Below are 19034 nucleotides of genomic sequence, written 5' to 3'. Positions count from 1 at the left end.
CCGGACCGGTGAGCCCTGCCGGACCTGGCGGTGGACACGCGAACGGGACGGGGCGGCGAGGGTGGCGGTTCTCTCCTGTGGGCCTGACCGCGCATCCTGGGGCGGCGGCGCCGGGCGCACTACACTGAGGCGGTCCATTCGACCAAGGGGAAGCGCTTCGTGTTCAACAACCTCTCCGATCGCATCACAGCGTCGCTGAAGGGTCTGCGCGGCCATGGCCGCCTCACCGAAGCGGACGTCGACAAGACGATCCGCGAGATCCGTCGTGCCCTGCTCGACGCCGACGTCGCCGTCTCGGTGGTGCGCGAGTTCACCGGGCGCGTCCGCGAGCGCGCGCTCGGCGAAGAGGTCTCCAAGGCTCTGAACCCTGCCCAGCAGGTCGTCAAGATCGTCAACGACGAGCTGGTCGAGGTGCTCGGCGGGGCCACCGGTGAGCTGCACTGGGCGAAGAACCCGCCCACGGTCATCATGCTCGCCGGCCTGCAGGGCGCTGGCAAGACCACCCTCGCCGGCAAGCTCGCGAAGTGGATGAAGTCCGAGGGCCACACTCCGCTGCTGGTCGCCGCTGATCTGCAGCGCCCCAATGCCGTGACCCAGCTGCAGGTCGTCGGCGAGCGGGCCGGGGTGCCGGTCTTCGCCCCCGAGCCGGGCAACGGCGTGGGAGACCCGGTGCTGGTGGCGATGAACGGCGTCTCCACCGCCCAGTTCCAGCAGCATGACGTGGTCATCGTCGACACCGCGGGCCGTCTCGGCATCGACGAGGAGATGATGGAGCAGGCGCGGAACATCCGCGACGCCGTCAATCCTCACGAGACCCTGTTCGTGGTCGACGCGATGATCGGTCAGGACGCCGCCCGCGTCGCCGAGGCCTTCCGCGACGGCGTCGGCTTCACCGGCGTGGTGCTCTCCAAGCTCGACGGCGACGCCCGTGGCGGCGCGGCGCTGTCGATCACCGGCGTGACCCAGCGCCCGATCCTGTTCGCCTCCACCGGTGAGAGCCTCGACGAGTTCGAGCGCTTCCACCCGGACCGCATGGCTAACCGCATCCTCGATATGGGTGATGTGCTCACCCTGATCGAGCAGGCGGAGAAGGCCTTCGACCACGAGGAAGCGGAGAAGGCCGCCGCGAAGCTGGCCTCCGGCGAGGACTTCACGCTCGACGACTTCCTCTCCCAGATGCAGCAGCTCAAGAACATGGGCAGCATCAAGAAGATGCTCGGCATGCTCCCGAACATGGGCCAGTACCGCGAGGCGCTGGACAACTTCGACGAGGGAGAGATCGGCAAGGTCGAGGCGATCATCCGCTCGATGACGCCGCAGGAGCGCAACGACCCCAAGCTCATCAACGGCTCGCGCCGCAACCGCATCGCCAAGGGCTCCGGCACCAGCGTGCAGCAGATCAATCAGCTGCTGGAGCGGTTCAAGCAGGCCCAGCAGATGATGAAGACGATGGGCAAGGGCATGGCCGGCGGTGGCATGCCCGGGATGCCCGGCGGCCCCGGCATGGGGATGGGCAAGAAGTCCCGCGGCAAGCAGGCCCCGCAGAAGCAGCTCAAGAAGGGCAAGTCCAAGAACCCCGCCAAGGCTGCACGCGAGCAGGCCGAGGCCGCGAAGCGGGCCGCAGCAGGCGGCGGTCCCGGTGGCCAGGGCGGATCGGCCTTCGGCGGCGGCGCCGGTGGAGGAGCCCAGCAGGCCGGCCAGCCGGATCTCTCCGACTTCGACCCCAATCAGCTCCCCCCGGAGATGCAGAAGCTGTTCGGCGGCAAGTGACTGCCGCGGCTGCCGGGCTCGGCGTGGCTGCTGGGGTCGACGTGGCCAGATGAAGAAAGGTGCCAGGAGACTGGCACCTTTCTTCATCTGACCAAGCCCGGCCGGGGCCCGACCCCCGACAAGGGCCTGCGGTTTTCTGGCCCCGCCGCGGGCCAAAAAGTTCCAGCAATCCGGCACTTATCTTCGCCTGGCCAAGCCCGGCGCCCGCCACGTGCCGAAAGGTTCCAGGAATCTGGCACGTTTCTTCATCTGGCTGGGCCTTGCCTGGATCGACCCCTTCTCGGGCCCGCGCCCAGGTCCGCCGCAGGCCCAAGCCCAGGTCCGCCGCGGGCCCACGCCCGGGTCCGCCGCTGGTCCACTCCCGCCCACGGGCCGAAAGGTTCCAGGAGAGTGGCACGTTCTTCCCCGGCGGGCCGGTCTGAGACTCTCGAAGCCACTCTCGACCTGGCCCCAGCACCTGTCTCTTCCTCCACAGCCGTGCATCATCCACAGCGGGGGTGAGCCCGGCCCAGGCCGGTCCTCTCCTCTTTACGCTCGAGCAATGTCACTTCGACCCGAGGACCTGCGCAGGGGCGTCTTCTACAGCCGTGCGCGCCTGCTCGAGGACGGTATGCATCGGCGTGACCTCGCCTCGCACGCCATGCGCCGGGTGCTCCCCGGATGGTGGGCCCGCTCCGATGCCGAGCTGGCCTTGGAGGGGCTCGCCCGGTTCTTCGTGACGCACGTCCGGCCGGGGGCGGTGCTCAGCCACCAGACCGCGGCCGAGATCCTCGGCGTGCCGCTGCCTGTGCCGCTCACCCTCGTGGGCGGGTCCGCTCTGCACTGCAGGGGGCCGGGCGGCACCGGCGCGACGGCGGGATCGCTGGTCGTGGTGCACGCGGCTCTCGCTCAGCGGGAGATCTCCCATAAGGGTCTGCCGATGGTCCATCCGCTCCTCGCCCTGCAAGACATCGCCGCGCGCCTGCGGCCGGTGGATCTCGTCGTGGCGCTCGACGCACTGGCGACCGATCGCTTCGGCGCGAAACGTCGGGTCCGCATGGCTGAGATGGCAGAGATCGTCGAGGAGCTGTGTGGCCGGGGCGCCCCGGCGCTGCGGAGCGCGCTCCCGCACGTGCGTGAGCGCTCGTGGTCCCCGATGGAGACCAAGGTGAGACTGCAGCTGCTGCGGCACGGGTACCCGGAGCCCGCGCTGAACCACCCCGTCGTCGAAGCGTCCACGGGGATCGAGTACTTCATCGATCTCGCCTACCCGGAGAAGAGGATCGCGATCGAGTACGACAGCGAGGATCACCGCCTCGATCGCAGAGCGTGGCAGCACGACATCAACAAGAACGATGTCCTGCACGAGTCGGGGTGGAAGGTCATCCGGGTGACGGTCGCGGACCACCGTCGGCCGCAGGTCTTCTTCGCCCGCCTGGACGATGCACTGCAACGCCGACGAGGCCCCGGATGACACCCCTGGCGCCGACGAAGCACTCGCCCGGCCGGACAGGACGGGACAGGACGGGACGGGACGGGACAGGATGGCCGGACCCGAGGTGGCCCCCGGTGCTCAGATACCCTCGGATCATGCGCACTCCCGTCGGCCCATCCCCGGCCCTGCACCTGCGCGGGCCGGTCCTGCTGGGCCCCGACCGCGAGCTGCCGGAGGCGTGGGTGGCGGACGGCCGGATTCATCATGAGCGCCCCGAGCTCCCGGCCGGCGAGGAGGTCCTCGCGCTCGACGGCTTCACGGTCCCCGGCCTCGCGGATCTGCACTGCCACCTCGGGATCGCCGACGGCGGCGGGGGCACCACGCTCGAACAGGCCCGTCAGCAGGCGCTCACGGACCGCGACACCGGCGTGCTGCTGATCCGCGACGCCGGTTCGATCATCGACACCTCTCCGCTCCAGCAGCACAGCGACCTGCCGCGGCTGATCCGCTGCGGCCGACACCTCGCCCGCACCCGCCGCTACCTGATCGGCTACGCCGACGAGGTCGAGCCTGAGGCCCTCCCGGCCGCGGTGACTCGCGAGGCGCACCGCAGCGACGGGTGGGTGAAGCTGGTGGGGGACTGGATCGACCGCAGCCTCGGCGACCTGGCCCCGTGCTGGGACGCGGAGGACTTCCGCGCAGCGGCCGATGCCGCTCATGATGCGGGCGCCCGCATCACCACCCACACCTTCGACGAGGCGACCCTGTCGCTCGCCCTCGACGCCGGCTTCGACTGCCTCGAGCATGCCACCGGGCTCACCGACGCGACGATCGCCCGCGCCGCCGAGGCCAGCGTGCCCGTGGTCACCACGCTCGTGAACGTCGACGAGTTCGAGGCTTATGCGAGCCAGGGGGAGCGGAAGTTCCCCGCCTACGCCGCGCACATGCGTCGCCTGCGGGCGGGCCGATTCGACCGCACCCGCGATGCGCACGACGCCGGCGTGCAGCTGCTGGTCGGCACCGACGCCGGGGGAGTGCTGGGCCACGGCATCATCCACGACGAACTCGACGAGCTGGCCCGCGCCGGACTCACTGCCGCCACGATCCTGGACGCTGCCGCCTGGGCACCGCGCCGCTTCCTCGATGTGCCCGGGCTGGAGGAGGGGGCCCCGGCTGATCTGCTGGTGGTGCCGCGGGATCCGCGTGAGGACCACCGCGCGTTGCGGGAGCGCAGCCGGGTGGTGCTGGGCGGCAGGATCGTCGCCTGACGTCGTGCGCGAGGCGGTGAGGTCCGTGCACCACGGCGGGCGCGAGGCCAGCGTGTCCGCGCACCGGGGCGGGCACGGCTGCGCCAGCGGGTGACGCGCTGCGAGGCGTGTGCCCCGGCGCACACGGATCGGGGTGGAACGTCGACCCGGATCCCTGGCATAATCAACCCCTGTATGTGCATGGACCGGCCCTCTACCAGCCTGTGCACGACACCCCGAGAACCGCCAGCGCCCGCATGACCCCACAGGCTGCGGCGGGACTCACCCGAACATCTTTGAAGGAGTCCACCCACGTGGCTGTCAAGATCCGTCTGAAGCGCATGGGCAAGATCCGTGCACCGTACTACCGCATCGTCGTCGCCGACTCGCGCAAGAAGCGCGATGGCGCCGTGATCGAGGAGATCGGCAAGTACCACCCGACCGAGCATCCCTCGGTCATCGAGGTCGAGTCCGAGCGTGCACAGTACTGGCTCGGCGTCGGCGCACAGCCGACCGAGCAGGTCGCTGCGCTGCTGAAGATCACCGGCGACTGGCAGAAGGCCAAGGGCGAGGGCGACGCCGCCGGCACCCTGAAGACCGCCGAGGTCAAGAAGACCGCCGAGGAGCTCATCGCCGACGCCGACAAGGCTGCCGCCGAGTCCCGCGAGGGCGCGAAGAAGGCCAAGGACGCGAAGGACGCCGAGACTGCAGAGGTCGAGGCCGGTTCCGAGGAGGCCCCGGCCGAGGGCGAGACCACCGCCGACGCCGACGCCGCGGCGACCGACGAGGCCTGAGATGAGCGCCCGCGCCGACGCACTCGACCACCTGGTCCGGGGCATCGTCGATGACCCGGAGGCCGTGGCCGTGACCGAGAAGTCCACGCGACGCGGTCCGCTCCTCGAGGTCCGGGTCGGCGCCGCCGACCTCGGCCGTGTCATCGGACGGTCCGGCCGCACCGCCCGTGCCCTGCGCACGGTCACCGCAGCCCTGTCGGATGACGATGTGCGGGTCGACATCGTCGACGTCGACCGGCGCTGAGTTGCCTCGAGCCACTTCACGGAGCGGTGCTGCCTATCGGACCGAGAGGTCCGGGCAGCACCGCTCCTGGCTTTCCGGGTCGCGTCAGCCACAGGCGGTCGGATCCCGCGACCCGAAGGCTGTCGCCTCCCGCGTTGGTGCCGTCCTGCTGGGCCTGACCCTGCTGCTGGCAGGATGTGCAGCCGGTGGCACGAGTACCGAGGAGACCGTGCCCGGCACCGGAGCCGCCAGCACCGGCACCGTGGAGGAGACGCTCACCGAGGACCCCGCCCTCGATGCGGCATGCGCAGCCTTCTGGGGCGATCCGGATTACACCGATCCGCTCTCCAGGACCACCCTGGACCGAGCCGCGACCGCCCCGGAGGCGGGACCTACGGACCCTTTCTTCTATGAGATGACCGGGGACGACATCGACAGTGCTTTCGACGCAGCCCCCACGGCGGCGAAAGAGGCCGCAGCGGCACTGTCAGAGTGGTTCCGCACGGAGCCCGAGCGGGGCGCCGAGGCGGATGGCGACGCCTTCCGCATCGCCTGGGACGGAGTGGCCGGCAGCTGCAGCGGAGTCTCCGCCGCGGCGAGCTGGGCCGTGGGTCCAGGAGCCGACGGCACCAAACCGGCGGCCCTGGTCTGTGCTGATGTGTTCGACACGCCCGGCACCCTCACCCATTTCGGCAACGCCAATGTGCTGACCTCGAACATGTTCAAGCTGGTGGGGCTCTCTGCCCGGGAGGTCCCTGCGGATCGGATGGACGAGGTGCGGGAGACCTCGGACCTGCTGACCGCGGAGATCCTGGCAGTGGACGATGACGCGGTGGCCACAGCCCTCGAGCAGGTCCGCGTTCCGTTCCAGGACGCACTGGCGGGTGACTCCTGGTCGGACGGCCTGGATCAGCCGCTGACCGCGCTGAGCACCGCCTGCACTGACGCCGGGTACTCCTCACCGGACCCCGGGGAGATCGAGAACGGCGCCGTCATCGGCGCGAACGCCGCCCGCGAGGACGGCATGGACTACGGAGAAGGCTCATGAGCACACTCGACGTCATCGTCGCGACCATCGGCAGAGCGCATGGACTGCGCGGCGAGGTCGCACTGATCCTGCGCACCGACCAGCCCGAGGAGCGCCTGCAGGATGGCACCGCCTTCGACGTGCACGTCGACGGCCGTGCCCGCACGCTGACCGTGGGGCGATCCAGGCGCCAGCAGGACCGCTGGTACGTGAGCTTCGACGAGGTCGCTGATCGCACCGACGCCGAGTCCCTGCGCGGCGTGGACCTGACGATCGCGGTGGATGAAGAGCAGGAGGCCGACGAGGACCCCGAGGCCTGGTACCCGAGCCAGCTCAAGGGCCTGATCGTGCGCCATGTGGACGGCCGTGAGCTCGGCACCGTCATGGGAGTGGAGCACTACCCGGCACAGGACCTGCTGGTGGTGCGCACCCTGGACCGCCGTCGGGTCCAGCTGCCGCTGGTCGACGAGCTGGTGCCCGAGGTAGACATCGAGGCGGGCGTGGTGATCGCCGATCCTCCCGGCGGACTCTTCGACGCCCTTCCCGAGGACGAGCAGGGCCCGGAGCCGGAGACCTCCGCACCCCCGCGCGGGAAGCGCTGAGACCGACGATGCGCATCGACGTCATCACGATCTTCCCCGAGTACCTCGCGCCGCTCGAGCTGTCCCTGATCGGCAAGGCCCGTCGCGAGGGCCTCGTCGACCTGCACGTGCACGATCTGCGGCAGTGGACCCATGACCGCCACCGCACTGTGGACGACTCTCCGCTGGGCGGCGGCGCCGGCATGGTGATGAAGCCCGAGCCCTGGGCAGCAGCTTTCGCCGGGGTGCGCGTCGAGGGCCAGGAATCCCTCGGGGTCGACGTCGAGCCCCTGATCGTCTTCCCCAACCCTGCCGGGGCTCCCTTCGTCCAGGCCACCGCCCAGGAATGGTCACAGCGCGAGTGGATCATCTTCGCCTGCGGCCGGTACGAGGGCATCGACGAGCGGGTCTACGAGCATCTCGCCGATATCGGCTGCGAGGTGGCGCTCGCTTCCCTGGGCGACTACGTGCTCAACGGCGGCGAGGTCGCCGTGCTCGCGATCACCGAAGCGGTGGTGCGCCTGGTCCCCGGGGTGGTCGGCAATGCCGAGTCTCTCGTCGAGGAGTCCCATTCCGACGGACTGCTCGAGTACCCGCTCTACACGAGGCCCGCCAGCTGGACCGATCCCCTCGGGATGGTCCGGGAGGCGCCGCCGATCCTGCTCTCCGGGGACCATGCGAAGATCGCCGCCTGGCGTCGTGAGCAGTCCGTCCAGCGCACCGGTGAACGCCGCCCCGACCTGCTCCAGTGACCCGGACACCCGCAGCCGCCCGGCCTGCGTGACGCAGACGACAGTTCCGTACGCTGTGACCAGCGGCGACGAGAGGTCAGGGGCTTGCCGCGACTGGTCCCGCGCTGGCACAATGACCTCTTGTGCGCACCGCGCGCTCCTCTGCCTCAGGGGAGGGGCGCAGCAAGCGGTCGGGATGTTCCGTGGCGATGGGAGTCGCCGCCAGAGTCCCAGCACACCGGTACGGGGAGTTCGCTCCTCGCCGGATCGACAGTTCATGACGGGCCTCCCGCATCTCGGGAAGCTCGACGAACGAAGCTGTCCGACCTGAGGCGGAGGGCTGGAGAAGCATCATGCAGAAGCTCGATGAGCTCGACAAGGCCTCGCTGCGCGAGGACGTCCCCGCGTTCCGCGCCGGCGACAACGTCAAGGTCCACGTGAAGGTCATCGAGGGCAACCGCTCTCGTATCCAGGTCTTCCAGGGCTACGTCATCGGCCGTCAGGGCCACGGCGTGGGCGAGACCTTCCGCGTCCGCAAGATCTCCTTCGGCGTCGGCGTGGAGCGCGTGTTCCCCGTGCACGCACCGACCGTCGACAAGATCGAGGTCGTCACCCGTGGCGACGTCCGTCGCGCGAAGCTGTACTACCTGCGCAACCTCACGGGCAAGAAGGCCCGCATCAAGGAGAAGCGCGACCACTCCTGATCTCAGGAATGTCCCGCGACAACGCGAACGGACGGCGGCGGCCCCACTCGGTGGTGGCCGCCGCCGTCTGCGTCGTGCTGCTGCTGGTGATCGCACTGCTGGCGCGGGAGTTCGTCGCCCAGCCGTTCCGTGTCCCCTCGGCGTCGATGTCGCCGACCCTCGAGCCCGGTGACGTGCTCCTGGCGGACCGATCGCAGCGCGGCACCGCGGAGCGCGGTGACATCGTGGTCTTCGACGGCATCGGGTACTTCGCCCCGTCCGCGTCCGACGGCGACCGCTACTGGGTCAAGCGTGTGATTGCGATCGATGGAGACCGCGTCACCTGCTGCGATCCGAACGGCGCGATCACCGTGGATGGCGTCCCTCTGGAGGAGCCCTATCTGCCCGAGGGCACGGTCCCCAGCGAGATCGAGTTCGATCTGCAGGTCCCCGCAGGTCATATGTTCGTGCTCGGCGACAACCGCGCCGACTCCACCGACTCCCGTCACCTGCTCGGCGCTCCGGGCGGTGGGATGGTCCCGCTGGACCGCGTCGTGGGGGAGGCGGATCGCATCGTGTGGCCTCTCACTCGCAGCGGTGCCCTCTGACGCCCAGCATCTGCCGATAGGATCACCGCGATGAACGCGTCCGAAGAACCTCGCCCTGCTGTGTCCGATTCTGCGGACCCCGCACCTGGTGAGGACCGCTCCGACGCGGAGCGCGACTCCGAGCGCACCCACCGCCGTCAGCGGATGCCGCTGTGGCTCGACACCCTGGTCACCATGGCGGTCGCCCTGGTCATCGCCGTGCTGGTGAAGACCTTCCTGATCCAGCCCTTCTACATCCCCTCCGCTTCGATGAACCCGACCCTGCTGGAGAACGACAAGATCCTCGTCTCCAAGCTCAGTCCCGGAGTGTTCGACCTGCAGCGCGGGGACGTCATCGTCTTCGAGGACCCCGATGATTGGATCCCGGGCGACGCCACGGAGAACCCCACCCCGCGGGTGCGGGTGATGATGCTGCTGAGCATGGTGGGCCTCGCGCCGGACCCCTCCCAGGACCACCTGGTCAAGCGGCTGATAGGGGTGTCCGGCGACCGTGTCGTCTGCGAGGAGCAGGGCGGTGTCCTGGAGGTCAACGGCACGCCGCTCGAGGAGCCCTACATCAACCCTCAGACCTCTGCCTGCCAGGTCGCGTTCGATGTCACCGTCCCGGAGGGGAAGGTGTGGGTGATGGGCGACAACCGCTACGCCTCCGCGGACTCCGCCTGGCATGAGACCCAGGGAGACGGCGGCTTCGTCGACGAATCCGACATCACCGGCCGGGCCGAGGTCATCTTCTGGCCCACCAGCAGCTGGGACCGCCTGAACGACGGCCGCGAGACCTTCGCGACCGTTCCCGAGACGCCGTGAGCAGCCCTGCCCCCACCCTCGACCTCGAGCTCGCGCTGGCTGCCCGTCGAGGGCCCGGGCCTCGCATCGTCGTCGGCATCGATGAGGTGGGCCGCGGTGCGCTCGCAGGTCCGGTCGCCGTCGGCGCGTGCGCGATCAAGGTGGTCGACGGTCGAGCCCTGGCACTCCCCGAGGGTGTGAGGGACTCCAAGAAGCTGACCGCTCGGCGCCGCGAGGCGCTGGTGGACCCTATCCGCGCCACCGCCGCAGGCTCTTCGGTGGGCTGGGCGAGTGCCGGAGAGGTCGATGAGATCGGCATCATGCCTGCCCTCACCCGTGCCGCGCTGCGCGCGCTCGATGCCCTCGAGCTGGAGATCGACGCGATCGTGCTGGACGGCGACGTCGATGTGCTCTCCGCCGCGCTGAGCACCGGCTCCGGACCGGCGCCGCTGGTCGAGCTGAGGGTCGCCGCAGATCGCGACTGTGCGAGCGTCTCGGCGGCCAGCGTCCTGGCGAAGGTCGCGCGTGATGCACACATGGTCGAGATCGACGCTCTGGCACCGGACTACTGCTGGGCCTCCAACAAGGGCTATGGCTCCGCTGTGCACCGCGAAGCCATCGACCGGCTCGGTCCGCATGAGCATCATCGCCGCAGCTGGCGGCTGAGCTCCACCGTTCCAGCGGCGTCGCCGACGCGCACGCTCTCTGTACCGACTGCGCTCTCTGTGCCGACTGCGCTCTCTGTGCCGACTGCGCTTCCTGTGCCGACCGAGCCGGAGCCGTCTGACCCAGCGCTGGTGGCGGCAGCAGCCTCGACCACCGCTGGCGTACTGTGGGACGACGATTGGCACCTGTACGAGGGGAAGGAGCGTCGGTGAGCGCCCAGGAACTCGAGAATTACGAGTCAGACCTCGAACTCCAGCTGTTCCGCGAGTATCGCGATGTGGTCAGCCTGTTCACCTACGTGGTCGAGACCGAGCGCCGGTTCTACCTCGCCAACCAGGTGGACCTTCAGGTTCGCTCCGGCGGCGGCGAGGTGTTCTATGAGCTGCGGCTGGCGGATGTCTGGGTATGGGACATCTACCGTTCCACCCGGTTCGTGCGTTCGGTGCGGGTGGTGACGTTCAAGGACGTCAACATCGAGGAGCTCAACAAGCAGGACATCTCCCTGCCCTGAGCCGAGGGTCCGGGCTGCGCCAAGCCGGGCTGCGCCGGGCCATTCTGCGCCGGGCCTTGCTGCGCCGGGCCTTGCTGCGAAGGGGCGCGTGATCCGAGCGGTTCCGCACCGCGGCGGCGCGCGACCGTTCCTCCACAGCCCTCCGTCATCCCCAAGATCCGCGCACCGGTACCGCGCTCGCTGAGCTCCCACCAGGCTGACTGGCATGAACAGTCTCGCCACAGCTCCTGATCCCTCGGCAGGGCGCCGCCCGGACCGCCGCCCCCGGCCCGCCGCCTCGGCAGCAGCCGACGGGCCCAGGCCGCCTCAGATCCCGGGCCCTGCAGCGCAGCCGCCGGTCATCGGCCCGGTCGCCGTGCCCAAGCCACGACGCGTGCGGGACATGTCCACCCGCGAGCTCGGGCAGGCGGGGGAGGACCTTGCTGCGGAGCATCTGCAGGCCTGCGGGTGGCAGATCGTGGAGCGCAACCTGCACCTGCGCCAGGGAGAGCTCGACATCGTCGCCCTCGCGCACACCACGCTGGTGTTCGTCGAGGTCAAGACCAGGCGTTCCTTCGTCACCGGCGTGCCGCAGGCCGCTGTCACCCCCGATAAGCTCCGAAGGCTGCGACGCCTCGCGGGTGAGTACTTGATGGAGCGATCGACCCCGCATCGAGATGTGCGGATCGATGTGGTGGCCGTGCACGCCCATCTCGATGGGACCTTCTCCCTCGAGCATCTCGAGGCGGTGTCCTGATGGGACACGCGCGCACCCTCTCGATCAGCCTCACCGGCCTGGAAGGAACTCTGGTCGAGGTCGAGGCAGACGTCTCGATGGGGCTGCCGGCCTTCTCCCTGGTGGGACTTCCGGACTCCTCGACCCTGCAGGCCCGTGAACGCGTGCGCGCCGCGGCAGCCCGCAGCGGGGTCCGGCTCGCCTCGCGCCGCATCACGGTCAACATGACTCCGGCCTGGCGGCCCAAGCGAGGTTCGGGTTTCGACCTCGCCATCGCGATGGCGGTGGTCGATGCCCAGGGCGACCTTCTCGTCCATGTGCCGGCGGACACCGTGCTGCTGGGGGAGCTGGGTCTCGACGGGCGCCTGCATCCGATTCCAGGAGTGTTGCCCGCACTGCTCGCAGCCCGCTCGCTCGGCATCACCCGCGCCATCGTCCCTGAGGAGAACCTGCCTGAGGCGCGCTTGGTGGAAGGGATCGAGATCGATGGCGCCGCCGACCTCACCAGCGTCCTGCACCGCTACGGCGCCGACGTCCCGCCCTCTCCCGTGCGAGACCCGAGCACTCCGACGCCTCCCGAACCGGTGGCGTCAGCGGAAAGCGGACTCGCACTGGACTTCTCCGATGTGATCGGCCAGGCCCAGGCGAGGCGCGCCGCCGAGGTCGCGGCCGCCGGCGCGCATCACCTGCTCCTGACGGGCCCGCCAGGAGCAGGGAAGACCATGATCGCCTCCCGTCTTCCCGGGATTCTCCCGCGACTCGGCAGCGCGGACTCCCTGGCCGTCTCCGCGATCCACTCCCTGGCCGGCCACTTTGATGCCCGTGCCGGACTGCTGAGATCCCCTCCCTTCGAGAATCCCCATCACACAGCCTCCACCGCGGCCGTGGTCGGGGGAGGGTCGGGACTCGCCCTGCCCGGTGCGATCTCCCGTGCCCACGCCGGGGTGCTGTTCCTCGATGAAGCACCGGAGTTCTCCTCGCGAGTGCTGGAGGCGCTGAGGGAGCCTCTTGAGACCGGAGACATCACTCTCCACCGGGCCCGAGCGGTCACCCGTTACCCGGCACGCTTCCAACTGGTCTTAGCGGCGAATCCCTGCCCCTGCGGGATGGCCTACGGCAAAGGAGACCTCTGCCGCTGCACACCTCTGCAGCGACGTCGTTACCTGGCACGGCTCTCGGGGCCCGTGCTGGACCGGATCGACATGCGGGTCGAGGTCCGTCCCGTCGATGTCCACCGGGTCGAGGCGGAGCTCGCAGAGCCGAGCGAAGTGATCGCCGCCCGGGTGGCCACAGCTCGTGAACGACAGCTCGCCCGCTTCAAGGGCCGGGCGTGGTCAACCAACGCTCACCTGCCCGGTCCGCTGCTGCGGAAGGAGTTCTCTCCAGCCCCGTCCGAGCGCCGCCTGCTGGACCACGCCGTGGCACAGGGCCGGCTCACCCTGCGCGGGCACGATCGCGTGCTGCGACTGGCCTGGACCCTCGCCGACCTGGCAGGGGCGCTGCGCCCCACCGCTGAGCACATCGGACTTGCCCTCACCCTGCGCGAAGGAGAACCACGATGACCACCCCGACATCACCGGAGAGCGCGCCGGACCGCTACGGCGCCCGGGCATCGGCTGAGCAGGATGGTGCGGCCCGGATCACCTGGTCCGTGATCGCGGAGCCATCGGATTCGGTCGCGATGCTCGCCTGCACCCTCCTCGGACCGGTGGCGGCTCTCGATCTGGCCCGGCACGGCAGCAGCACAGATCTGCACCGCGCCCTCGGCGGCCAGCTGCCCGCACAGGCCTCGGATCCCGCCCCGGGAACGAGCCGTTCACGCGCCGAGCGAGCGCTCTCGCGGTGGCGGGCCCGGCTGGAGACCATCGTGCTCGAGGAGATCCTCGACGATGCCCAGCGGCGACGGATCAGGATCCTCACGCCGCAGGACGCCGAATGGCCTGCAGCGTTGGACGACCTACAGGAGACGCGTCCGCATTGCCTCTGGCTGCAGGGGCCGGGCCGGCTCGACCAGCTGGCCGGTGAACGATGCATCGCCCTGGTGGGCTCGCGGGCCTCCACTCCGTATGGCGAAGACACCGCCGGTTCCCTGGCTGCCGCCTTCGCCGCCGGTGGCGGTACCGTCGTCTCGGGCGGGGCGTACGGGATCGACGCCGCCGCTCACCGCGGTGCGCTCGCCGCCGACGGAGGAGCAACCCTCGCCATCCTCGCCGGAGGCCTGGACCGGCTCTATCCGCGAGGCAACTCCGATCTGCTGGAGCGGATCCGAGACCGGCACCTGCTCCTCAGCGAAGCGCCCCCGGGCACCGCCCCGACCCGATGGCGGTTCCTGGCCCGCAACCGCCTGATCGCCGCCCTGTCCCGGGCGACGGTCGTCGTGGAAGCGTCCTGGAGATCCGGAGCGCTGTCCACGGCTCGGCTGGCAGATCAGCTCTCGCGGCCGGTCGGAGCTGTGCCCGGACCGATCACCTCCGCAGCCAGCGCCGGCTGCCACCGCCTGATCAGGGAACGCGGCGCAGTGCTGGTGACAGAGTCAGCGGATCTGTTGGATCTGCTTCCCGGTGGCCCTGCCGCCGGGGAAGGCAGCTGGGCGGTGCAGGATGAGCTGGACCTGCTCAGTCCCGCAGACAGAAGGGTGCTGGACGCCGTGCCGCCGAGGTCGAGCATCTCCCCAGCCCGGCTCACGGACGAGATCGGCTTCACCGCTCAGGAGGTGGAGGCGGCCCTGGCGCGGTTGGGACTGCTGGGGCTGGTGGTGCGGACCGCGGAACGTGTCCGGCGCGCCCCCTGACCCACCGCGCTCCCGACACGATGCATCTCGACGCGCCCGGCCAGCGGCGCACTCACCTCTCCCACGTCTGCGTTTCGCCACGCCTGCCTTTCGCGTGGGTGCACGGCACGGACCTGGATGCACGACACTGAGGGGTATGAGCACCGAGTCCGGGCACGCAGAGGGGACTGTCGTCGAGGACTTCGTCGCGCACCTCCGCCTCGAACGGGGACGTTCCGAGCACACCGTGCGCGCATATCGCCAGGAGGTCGCCGGGCTGGTCGAACATCTGCGGGATGCCGAACGCATCCCCGTGGCTGAACTGGACGTCGCGGCGCTGCGTTCCTGGCTCGCGGAGCGGGCCGACACCGGGGCGAGTGCGAGCACCCTTGCCCGCTCCGCGGCGGCGGCACGGACCTTCACCTCCTGGCTCGCGGCGACGGGACGGATCCCGCACGACGTCGGGGGAAGGCTGCGCGCACCACGGCGAGGTCGCCACCTGCCCACCGTGCTCACCGGAGACCAAGCGGGCGAGCTGCTCGATGGGTTGAGCGCACCGGAGCCCGCCCTCGAGCACGCAGGCGCCACTTCTCAGGACGCCGCGCCCCCGGACCCGGTGGAACGAGCGGTGAGGCTCCGTGATGCAGCTGTCCTGGAGCTGCTCTACTCCTCCGGGCTCCGGGTCTCCGAGCTGGTCGCCCTGAACCGTTCCGGCATCGACCACGGCCAGCGCACCGTGAGAGTGCGCGGAAAGGGAGACAAGGAGCGGATCGTCCCTGTCGGGCTCCCTGCGCTCAAGGCCATCGAGCAGTGGCAGGAAGCTGGTCGGCCGGTGCTGCTCGAGGCCGCGGGCGCGGCGGCCGGCGCCGACGATGCACTCTTCCTCGGTGTGCGCGGCGGACGGCTCGGCGATCGCGCGGTGCGCACCCTGGTGGATCGTCACGCGTCCGAGGCCGGGATATCCCGGCACATCTCGCCGCACACCCTGCGGCACAGCGCTGCCACCCATCTCGTCGAAGGCGGAGCAGACCTGCGCAGCGTGCAGGACTTCCTGGGACACTCCTCCCTGGCGACCACACAGATCTACACCCACGTCAGTGCCGAGCGCTTGCGCCGGACAATCGATCAGGCCCATCCTCGCGCGTGAGCTGCCGCCGGTCAGACAGCCGATGATCTCCGCTCATACGACGTGCTCATGCGACGTCCTCATGCGACGGAAGCCTGTCGCTCAGGCGCGGGAAGCCTGTCGCAGGCCGGGCCGGTGGCTGCGGACTCCACCTCCCGAGATCCACGTCCCGCTGCCGTTCTCTGAGACCGTCTCCGCGTCCCCGCGAACCCCGGAGGGCACCAGTCGCGGGGAAGTCCCGCCGACGGGGCTCGCGCCTGGGCCCGTCGGCGGCTGCACGCCACCTGCGCCGCCGACACCCGATCGCCCATCAGCCCAGGGCAGCAGGACGCTCGGCCCGCGCCCTCCGAGCAGGAGCAACGGGTCCACATAGTCCTCGCCCCGTCGAGCCCCCAGATGGAGGCACTCGGTACCCGGGCAGTGAGAGAGCTCCGATTTGTCCACGAGCGTCCCCAGCGTCGTCCCTGTGTCCACTTGATCGCCCGCCGCGACAGTCCCGGTCACTGGCTCATAGGTCGAGATGAGTCCGTCCGCATGGGTGACCGAGACGACCCCGCGCCCTGCCACCATCCCGCTGAACCTGACAGTGCCAGGAGCCACCGCGCGCACCACGACGCCCGCGACTGGCGCTGCGATGTCGATTCCTCGGTGGCCGGGACCGTAGCGATGCTCCGGTGCCTCGAAGGGCGCGATCACCTGATGGGGAGGGGGGAGCGGCCACTGCCACGGCGGCGCATCCGCCTGCGCGGGCGCGACACCCGCGAAGAGCAGCAGCAGACTCACCAGCCCCAGACGCAGCACGGCAGCCGGAGACGGGGCGAGGAATGAGATGGCCATGAGCGCCATCCTCCTCAGCAGTGTCCGCCGGCCGCTCGCGTCCAGGTCGTGCTGTGGATGGCGCGTCGCTGTGGAGGAACCGTCGGCGAACCAGCGTCCGCAACGAGTCTCCGCAAAGACTCTCCGCGACGAGTCCCTGCAATGATTCTCCACGACGAGTCCCCGCAACGAGTCCCCGCAACGAGTCCCCGCAACGAGTCCGCGCAACAAGACAGGGACGAGCCCGCGACATGCCCGCGATGAGCCGTTGACGAGCCCGTGAGGAGCATGCATCGCGGTCGCGAGGTGACGCACGACGCGCTCGGGCAGGTTGCTGCGTCAGATAGACTCTTCTCAGCATCCGGTCCGTCCGGATGACTTCGCGTGCCCATCAGGGCTCGTCGGCCAACGGTCCTCGGCCGTTCTCGCACCTCGTGTGCGGGATGCTCCGAGGCGGCCGGCACCCGGGCACCAGGCCCCACACCGTCCGGTGGTGGGGGAACAACCGAGAATGCAGGTCCTGCGCGATGACTGCGGACGCCCACGGGCGCGCCGTGCGAGCCCAGGCCCGGAGAACAGAGGCATCATCATGGCAGTAGTCACCATGCGCCAGCTCCTCGAGAGCGGCGTCCACTTCGGTCACCAGACCCGTCGGTGGAACCCGAAGGTCCGTCGCTTCATCTTCACCGAGCGCAACGGCATCTACATCGTCGACCTCATGCAGACCTTGACGTACATCGACAAGGCATATGACTTCGTCAAGCAGACCGTCATCCACGGCGGCACCATCCTGTTCGTCGGCACCAAGAAGCAGGCTCAGGAGTCCGTCCAGGAGCAGGCCACACGTGTGGGCATGCCCTTCGTGAACCAGCGCTGGCTCGGTGGAATGCTCACGAACCTGCAGACGGTCTCGCAGCGTGTGAACCGCCTCAAGGAGCTCGAGCAGATCGACTTCGAGGATGTGGCCGCCTCCGGCCGCACCAAGAAGGAGCTGCTGATGATGCGCCGCGAGAAGGACAAGCTCGAGAAGACCCTCGGCGGCATCCGCGACATGGGCAAGGCGCCCTCGGCCCTCTGGGTCGTGGACACCAACAAGGAGCACCTCGCGGTCGATGAGGCTCAGAAGCTCAACATCCCGGTCGTCGCGATCCTGGACACCAACTGCGATCCCGACGTGATCACGTACCCGATCCCGGGCAACGACGACGCGATCCGCTCCGTCACCCTGCTGACCCGCGTGATCGCGGACGCCGTGGCTGCTGGTCTGCAGGAGCGCCACGCCAAGAGCACCGGTGGCGAGAAGAACGTCTCCGCCGTCGCGGCCGAGCCCCTGGCCGAGTGGGAGCAGGAGCTGCTCAAGCAGTCCGAGGTCCAGCAGCAGGACGCTCCCGCCGAGGAGTCCGTCGCCGCTGCTGAGGAGACCCCCGCCGCAGAGGAGACCCCCGCAGTCGAGGAGACCCCCGCAGCTGAGGCTCCGTCCGAGGATGCTCCCGCCGAGGAGTCCACCGAGGAGAAGTCCTCCGAGGCCCCCGCCGCCGAGTGACCCACGGGCCCGGGAACGACAGCGTCGCTCCCGGGCCCCTCCACGGGGAGGCGCACGCCGCCCCCGCCCCTCCCGCAGCAGCTCTGACAAGGAAGAGGAACATGGCCAACTACACGGCAGCAGACATCAAGGAAATCCGCGAGTCCACCGGCGCGGGCATGCTCGACGTCAAGAAGGCGCTCGACGAGGCGAACGGCGACAAGGTCAAGGCCGTTGAGCTGATCCGCGTCAAGGGTCTCAAGGGCATCGCCAAGCGTGAAGGTCGCACCGCGTCCGAGGGCCTCATCGCCGTCGACATCCGCGACACCGAGGGCGGCCAGACCGGCACCCTCGTCGAGCTCAACTCCGAGACCGACTTCGTGGCCAAGAACGACAAGTTCGTCGCCCTGGGCGACGAGGCCGTGGCCGCGGCCGTCGAGTCCGGGGCCAGCGAGCCCGAGGACCTGGCTTCGACCCCCTTCGGCGAGGCCCTGACCAACGCCGGCGCCACCATGGGCGAGAAGATCCTGGTGCGTCGTATCGGTCGCGTCTCCGGCGAGTCCGTGTCCTCGTACATGCACCGCACCAACAAGGACCTGCCCCCGCAGGTCGGCGTGCTGGTCGCCACCGACAAGGCCGGTGCAGAGGTCGCGCGCGACGTCGCCATGCACATCGCTGCGTTCACCCCCGCCTTCCTCTCCCGTGATGAGGTCCCCGCGGACCAGGTCGCCAACGAGCGTCGCATCGCCGAGGAGACCGCGAAGAACGAGGGCAAGCCCGAGAAGGCGATTGAGAAGATCGTCGAGGGTCGTCTGAACGGCTTCTTCAAGGAGAACTGCCTCCTGGACCAGGCTTTCGCCAAGGATCCGAAGAAGTCCGTCGGCAAGATCGTGGAGGAGGCCGGCGGCACCATCACCGGTTTCGTCCGCTTCCGCGTCGGCAGCTGACCACACCGGGGCCGGACCTTCCAGGGTCCGATCCCGTCGGCCGCGCGTGAGCGTGGCCACCGCCCCGCGGCCCCCCCCCAACGGTGCGGGGGCGCCCCGG

At 69.7% G+C, this 19034-nt stretch carries 20 protein-coding genes; 19 read left to right on the top strand and 1 reads right to left on the bottom strand.

Translation table 11 applies throughout. The features are described from left to right. The first annotated feature begins 159 nt into the window (after positions 1–159). From ffh to ACT3SQ_RS01200, 17 genes are all read left to right on the top strand, one after another. Positions 160–1770, top strand: coding sequence for a signal recognition particle protein (ffh, locus tag ACT3SQ_RS01280; RefSeq protein ID WP_441443600.1), 1611 nt, complete (start codon positions 160–162; stop codon positions 1768–1770). A 541-nt stretch (positions 1771–2311) separates the two neighbouring features. Beyond that, positions 2312–3223 carry a DUF559 domain-containing protein gene (locus ACT3SQ_RS01275; protein WP_444598963.1) on the top strand — a complete coding sequence of 304 codons (912 nt, stop codon included), beginning with the start codon at positions 2312–2314 and terminating at the stop codon, positions 3221–3223. A gap of 116 nt (positions 3224–3339) precedes the next feature. Further along, positions 3340–4452 carry an amidohydrolase family protein gene (locus ACT3SQ_RS01270; RefSeq protein ID WP_442331935.1) on the top strand — a complete coding sequence of 371 codons (1113 nt, stop codon included), beginning with the start codon at positions 3340–3342 and terminating at the stop codon, positions 4450–4452. Between the two features lie 293 nt (positions 4453–4745). Continuing rightward, entirely contained in the window at positions 4746–5225 is a 480-nt protein-coding gene (gene rpsP, locus ACT3SQ_RS01265; protein WP_441443597.1) for a 30S ribosomal protein S16, read from the top strand. A 1-nt stretch (position 5226) separates the two neighbouring features. After that, entirely contained in the window at positions 5227–5469 is a 243-nt protein-coding gene (locus tag ACT3SQ_RS01260) for a KH domain-containing protein (RefSeq protein ID WP_345082588.1), read from the top strand. A 208-nt stretch (positions 5470–5677) separates the two neighbouring features. Then, the gene (locus tag ACT3SQ_RS01255; protein ID WP_441443596.1) at positions 5678–6496 is read left to right on the top strand and encodes a hypothetical protein; all 819 of its coding nucleotides are present in this window, start codon (positions 5678–5680) and stop codon (positions 6494–6496) included. Further along, positions 6493–7077, top strand: a complete 585-nt coding sequence (rimM, locus tag ACT3SQ_RS01250; RefSeq protein WP_441443595.1) for a ribosome maturation factor RimM — start codon at positions 6493–6495, stop codon at positions 7075–7077. The genes ACT3SQ_RS01255 and rimM overlap by 4 nt, the downstream gene beginning before the upstream one ends. 8 nt (positions 7078–7085) lie before the next feature. Next, positions 7086–7808, top strand: coding sequence for a tRNA (guanosine(37)-N1)-methyltransferase TrmD (trmD, locus tag ACT3SQ_RS01245; protein WP_441443594.1), 723 nt, complete (start codon positions 7086–7088; stop codon positions 7806–7808). Between the two features lie 332 nt (positions 7809–8140). Then, a complete protein-coding gene (gene rplS / locus ACT3SQ_RS01240; protein WP_010551346.1) occupies positions 8141–8491 on the top strand; it encodes a 50S ribosomal protein L19 in 351 nt (116 codons plus the stop codon). Between the two features lie 8 nt (positions 8492–8499). Continuing rightward, the gene (lepB, locus tag ACT3SQ_RS01235; protein ID WP_441443593.1) at positions 8500–9078 is read left to right on the top strand and encodes a signal peptidase I; all 579 of its coding nucleotides are present in this window, start codon (positions 8500–8502) and stop codon (positions 9076–9078) included. Positions 9079–9108: 30 nt separating this feature from the next. Then, positions 9109–9882 carry a signal peptidase I gene (gene lepB, locus ACT3SQ_RS01230; RefSeq protein WP_441443592.1) on the top strand — a complete coding sequence of 258 codons (774 nt, stop codon included), beginning with the start codon at positions 9109–9111 and terminating at the stop codon, positions 9880–9882. Further along, positions 9879–10739 carry a ribonuclease HII gene (locus ACT3SQ_RS01225; RefSeq protein ID WP_444598964.1) on the top strand — a complete coding sequence of 287 codons (861 nt, stop codon included), beginning with the start codon at positions 9879–9881 and terminating at the stop codon, positions 10737–10739. Before lepB (ACT3SQ_RS01230) ends, ACT3SQ_RS01225 begins: the two co-directional genes overlap by 4 nt. Then, positions 10736–11038: a DUF2469 domain-containing protein gene (locus ACT3SQ_RS01220; protein ID WP_441443590.1), complete on the top strand. Its 303-nt coding sequence runs from the start codon at positions 10736–10738 to the stop codon at positions 11036–11038. The genes ACT3SQ_RS01225 and ACT3SQ_RS01220 overlap by 4 nt, the downstream gene beginning before the upstream one ends. 205 nt (positions 11039–11243) lie before the next feature. Further along, the gene (locus ACT3SQ_RS01215; RefSeq protein WP_441443589.1) at positions 11244–11774 is read left to right on the top strand and encodes a YraN family protein; all 531 of its coding nucleotides are present in this window, start codon (positions 11244–11246) and stop codon (positions 11772–11774) included. Continuing rightward, positions 11774–13315 (top strand): YifB family Mg chelatase-like AAA ATPase, encoded by a 1542-nt coding sequence (locus ACT3SQ_RS01210; RefSeq protein WP_444598965.1) that lies wholly within the window; start codon positions 11774–11776, stop codon positions 13313–13315. Before ACT3SQ_RS01215 ends, ACT3SQ_RS01210 begins: the two co-directional genes overlap by 1 nt. Beyond that, the gene (dprA, locus tag ACT3SQ_RS01205; protein ID WP_441443587.1) at positions 13312–14544 is read left to right on the top strand and encodes a DNA-processing protein DprA; all 1233 of its coding nucleotides are present in this window, start codon (positions 13312–13314) and stop codon (positions 14542–14544) included. The genes ACT3SQ_RS01210 and dprA overlap by 4 nt, the downstream gene beginning before the upstream one ends. Positions 14545–14680: 136 nt before the next feature. Continuing rightward, positions 14681–15670, top strand: a complete 990-nt coding sequence (locus tag ACT3SQ_RS01200; RefSeq protein ID WP_441443586.1) for a tyrosine recombinase XerC — start codon at positions 14681–14683, stop codon at positions 15668–15670. Between the two features lie 81 nt (positions 15671–15751). Here ACT3SQ_RS01200 and ACT3SQ_RS01195 read toward each other — a convergent pair whose 3' ends face one another. Beyond that, the gene (locus ACT3SQ_RS01195; RefSeq protein WP_441443585.1) at positions 15752–16486 is read right to left on the bottom strand and encodes a peptidoglycan DD-metalloendopeptidase family protein; all 735 of its coding nucleotides are present in this window, start codon (positions 16484–16486) and stop codon (positions 15752–15754) included. A 568-nt stretch (positions 16487–17054) separates the two neighbouring features. Here ACT3SQ_RS01195 and rpsB point away from each other — a divergent pair. Together rpsB and tsf are read left to right on the top strand one after the other, a co-directional pair. After that, positions 17055–18008: a 30S ribosomal protein S2 gene (rpsB, locus tag ACT3SQ_RS01190; protein WP_441443584.1), complete on the top strand. Its 954-nt coding sequence runs from the start codon at positions 17055–17057 to the stop codon at positions 18006–18008. 101 nt (positions 18009–18109) lie between these two features. After that, positions 18110–18934: a translation elongation factor Ts gene (tsf, locus tag ACT3SQ_RS01185; protein ID WP_441443583.1), complete on the top strand. Its 825-nt coding sequence runs from the start codon at positions 18110–18112 to the stop codon at positions 18932–18934. Positions 18935–19034 lie beyond the last annotated feature (100 nt).

It is taken from the genome of Brachybacterium sp. AOP42-C2-15 (assembly GCF_052377065.1).
GTDB lineage: Bacteria > Actinomycetota > Actinomycetes > Actinomycetales > Dermabacteraceae > Brachybacterium.
The sequence above is the reverse complement of the archived record's forward strand: the minus strand, read 5'-3'. Positions and strand labels throughout refer to the sequence as shown.

Coding starts and splice junctions, on each gene's coding strand:
- ACT3SQ_RS01275 (WP_444598963.1), top strand. CDS start 2,312: ATGTCACTTCGACCCGAGGACCTGCGCAGGGGCGTCTTCTACAGCCGT.
- ACT3SQ_RS01270 (WP_442331935.1), top strand. CDS start 3,340: ATGCGCACTCCCGTCGGCCCATCCCCGGCCCTGCACCTGCGCGGGCCG.
- ACT3SQ_RS01260 (WP_345082588.1), top strand. CDS start 5,227: ATGAGCGCCCGCGCCGACGCACTCGACCACCTGGTCCGGGGCATCGTC.
- rimM (WP_441443595.1), top strand. CDS start 6,493: ATGAGCACACTCGACGTCATCGTCGCGACCATCGGCAGAGCGCATGGA.
- trmD (WP_441443594.1), top strand. CDS start 7,086: ATGCGCATCGACGTCATCACGATCTTCCCCGAGTACCTCGCGCCGCTC.
- rplS (WP_010551346.1), top strand. CDS start 8,141: ATGCAGAAGCTCGATGAGCTCGACAAGGCCTCGCTGCGCGAGGACGTC.
- lepB (WP_441443593.1), top strand. CDS start 8,500: ATGTCCCGCGACAACGCGAACGGACGGCGGCGGCCCCACTCGGTGGTG.
- lepB (WP_441443592.1), top strand. CDS start 9,109: ATGAACGCGTCCGAAGAACCTCGCCCTGCTGTGTCCGATTCTGCGGAC.
- ACT3SQ_RS01215 (WP_441443589.1), top strand. CDS start 11,244: ATGAACAGTCTCGCCACAGCTCCTGATCCCTCGGCAGGGCGCCGCCCG.
- ACT3SQ_RS01210 (WP_444598965.1), top strand. CDS start 11,774: ATGGGACACGCGCGCACCCTCTCGATCAGCCTCACCGGCCTGGAAGGA.
- dprA (WP_441443587.1), top strand. CDS start 13,312: ATGACCACCCCGACATCACCGGAGAGCGCGCCGGACCGCTACGGCGCC.
- ACT3SQ_RS01200 (WP_441443586.1), top strand. CDS start 14,681: ATGAGCACCGAGTCCGGGCACGCAGAGGGGACTGTCGTCGAGGACTTC.
- ACT3SQ_RS01195 (WP_441443585.1), bottom strand. CDS start 16,486: ATGGCCATCTCATTCCTCGCCCCGTCTCCGGCTGCCGTGCTGCGTCTG.
- rpsB (WP_441443584.1), top strand. CDS start 17,055: ATGGCAGTAGTCACCATGCGCCAGCTCCTCGAGAGCGGCGTCCACTTC.
- tsf (WP_441443583.1), top strand. CDS start 18,110: ATGGCCAACTACACGGCAGCAGACATCAAGGAAATCCGCGAGTCCACC.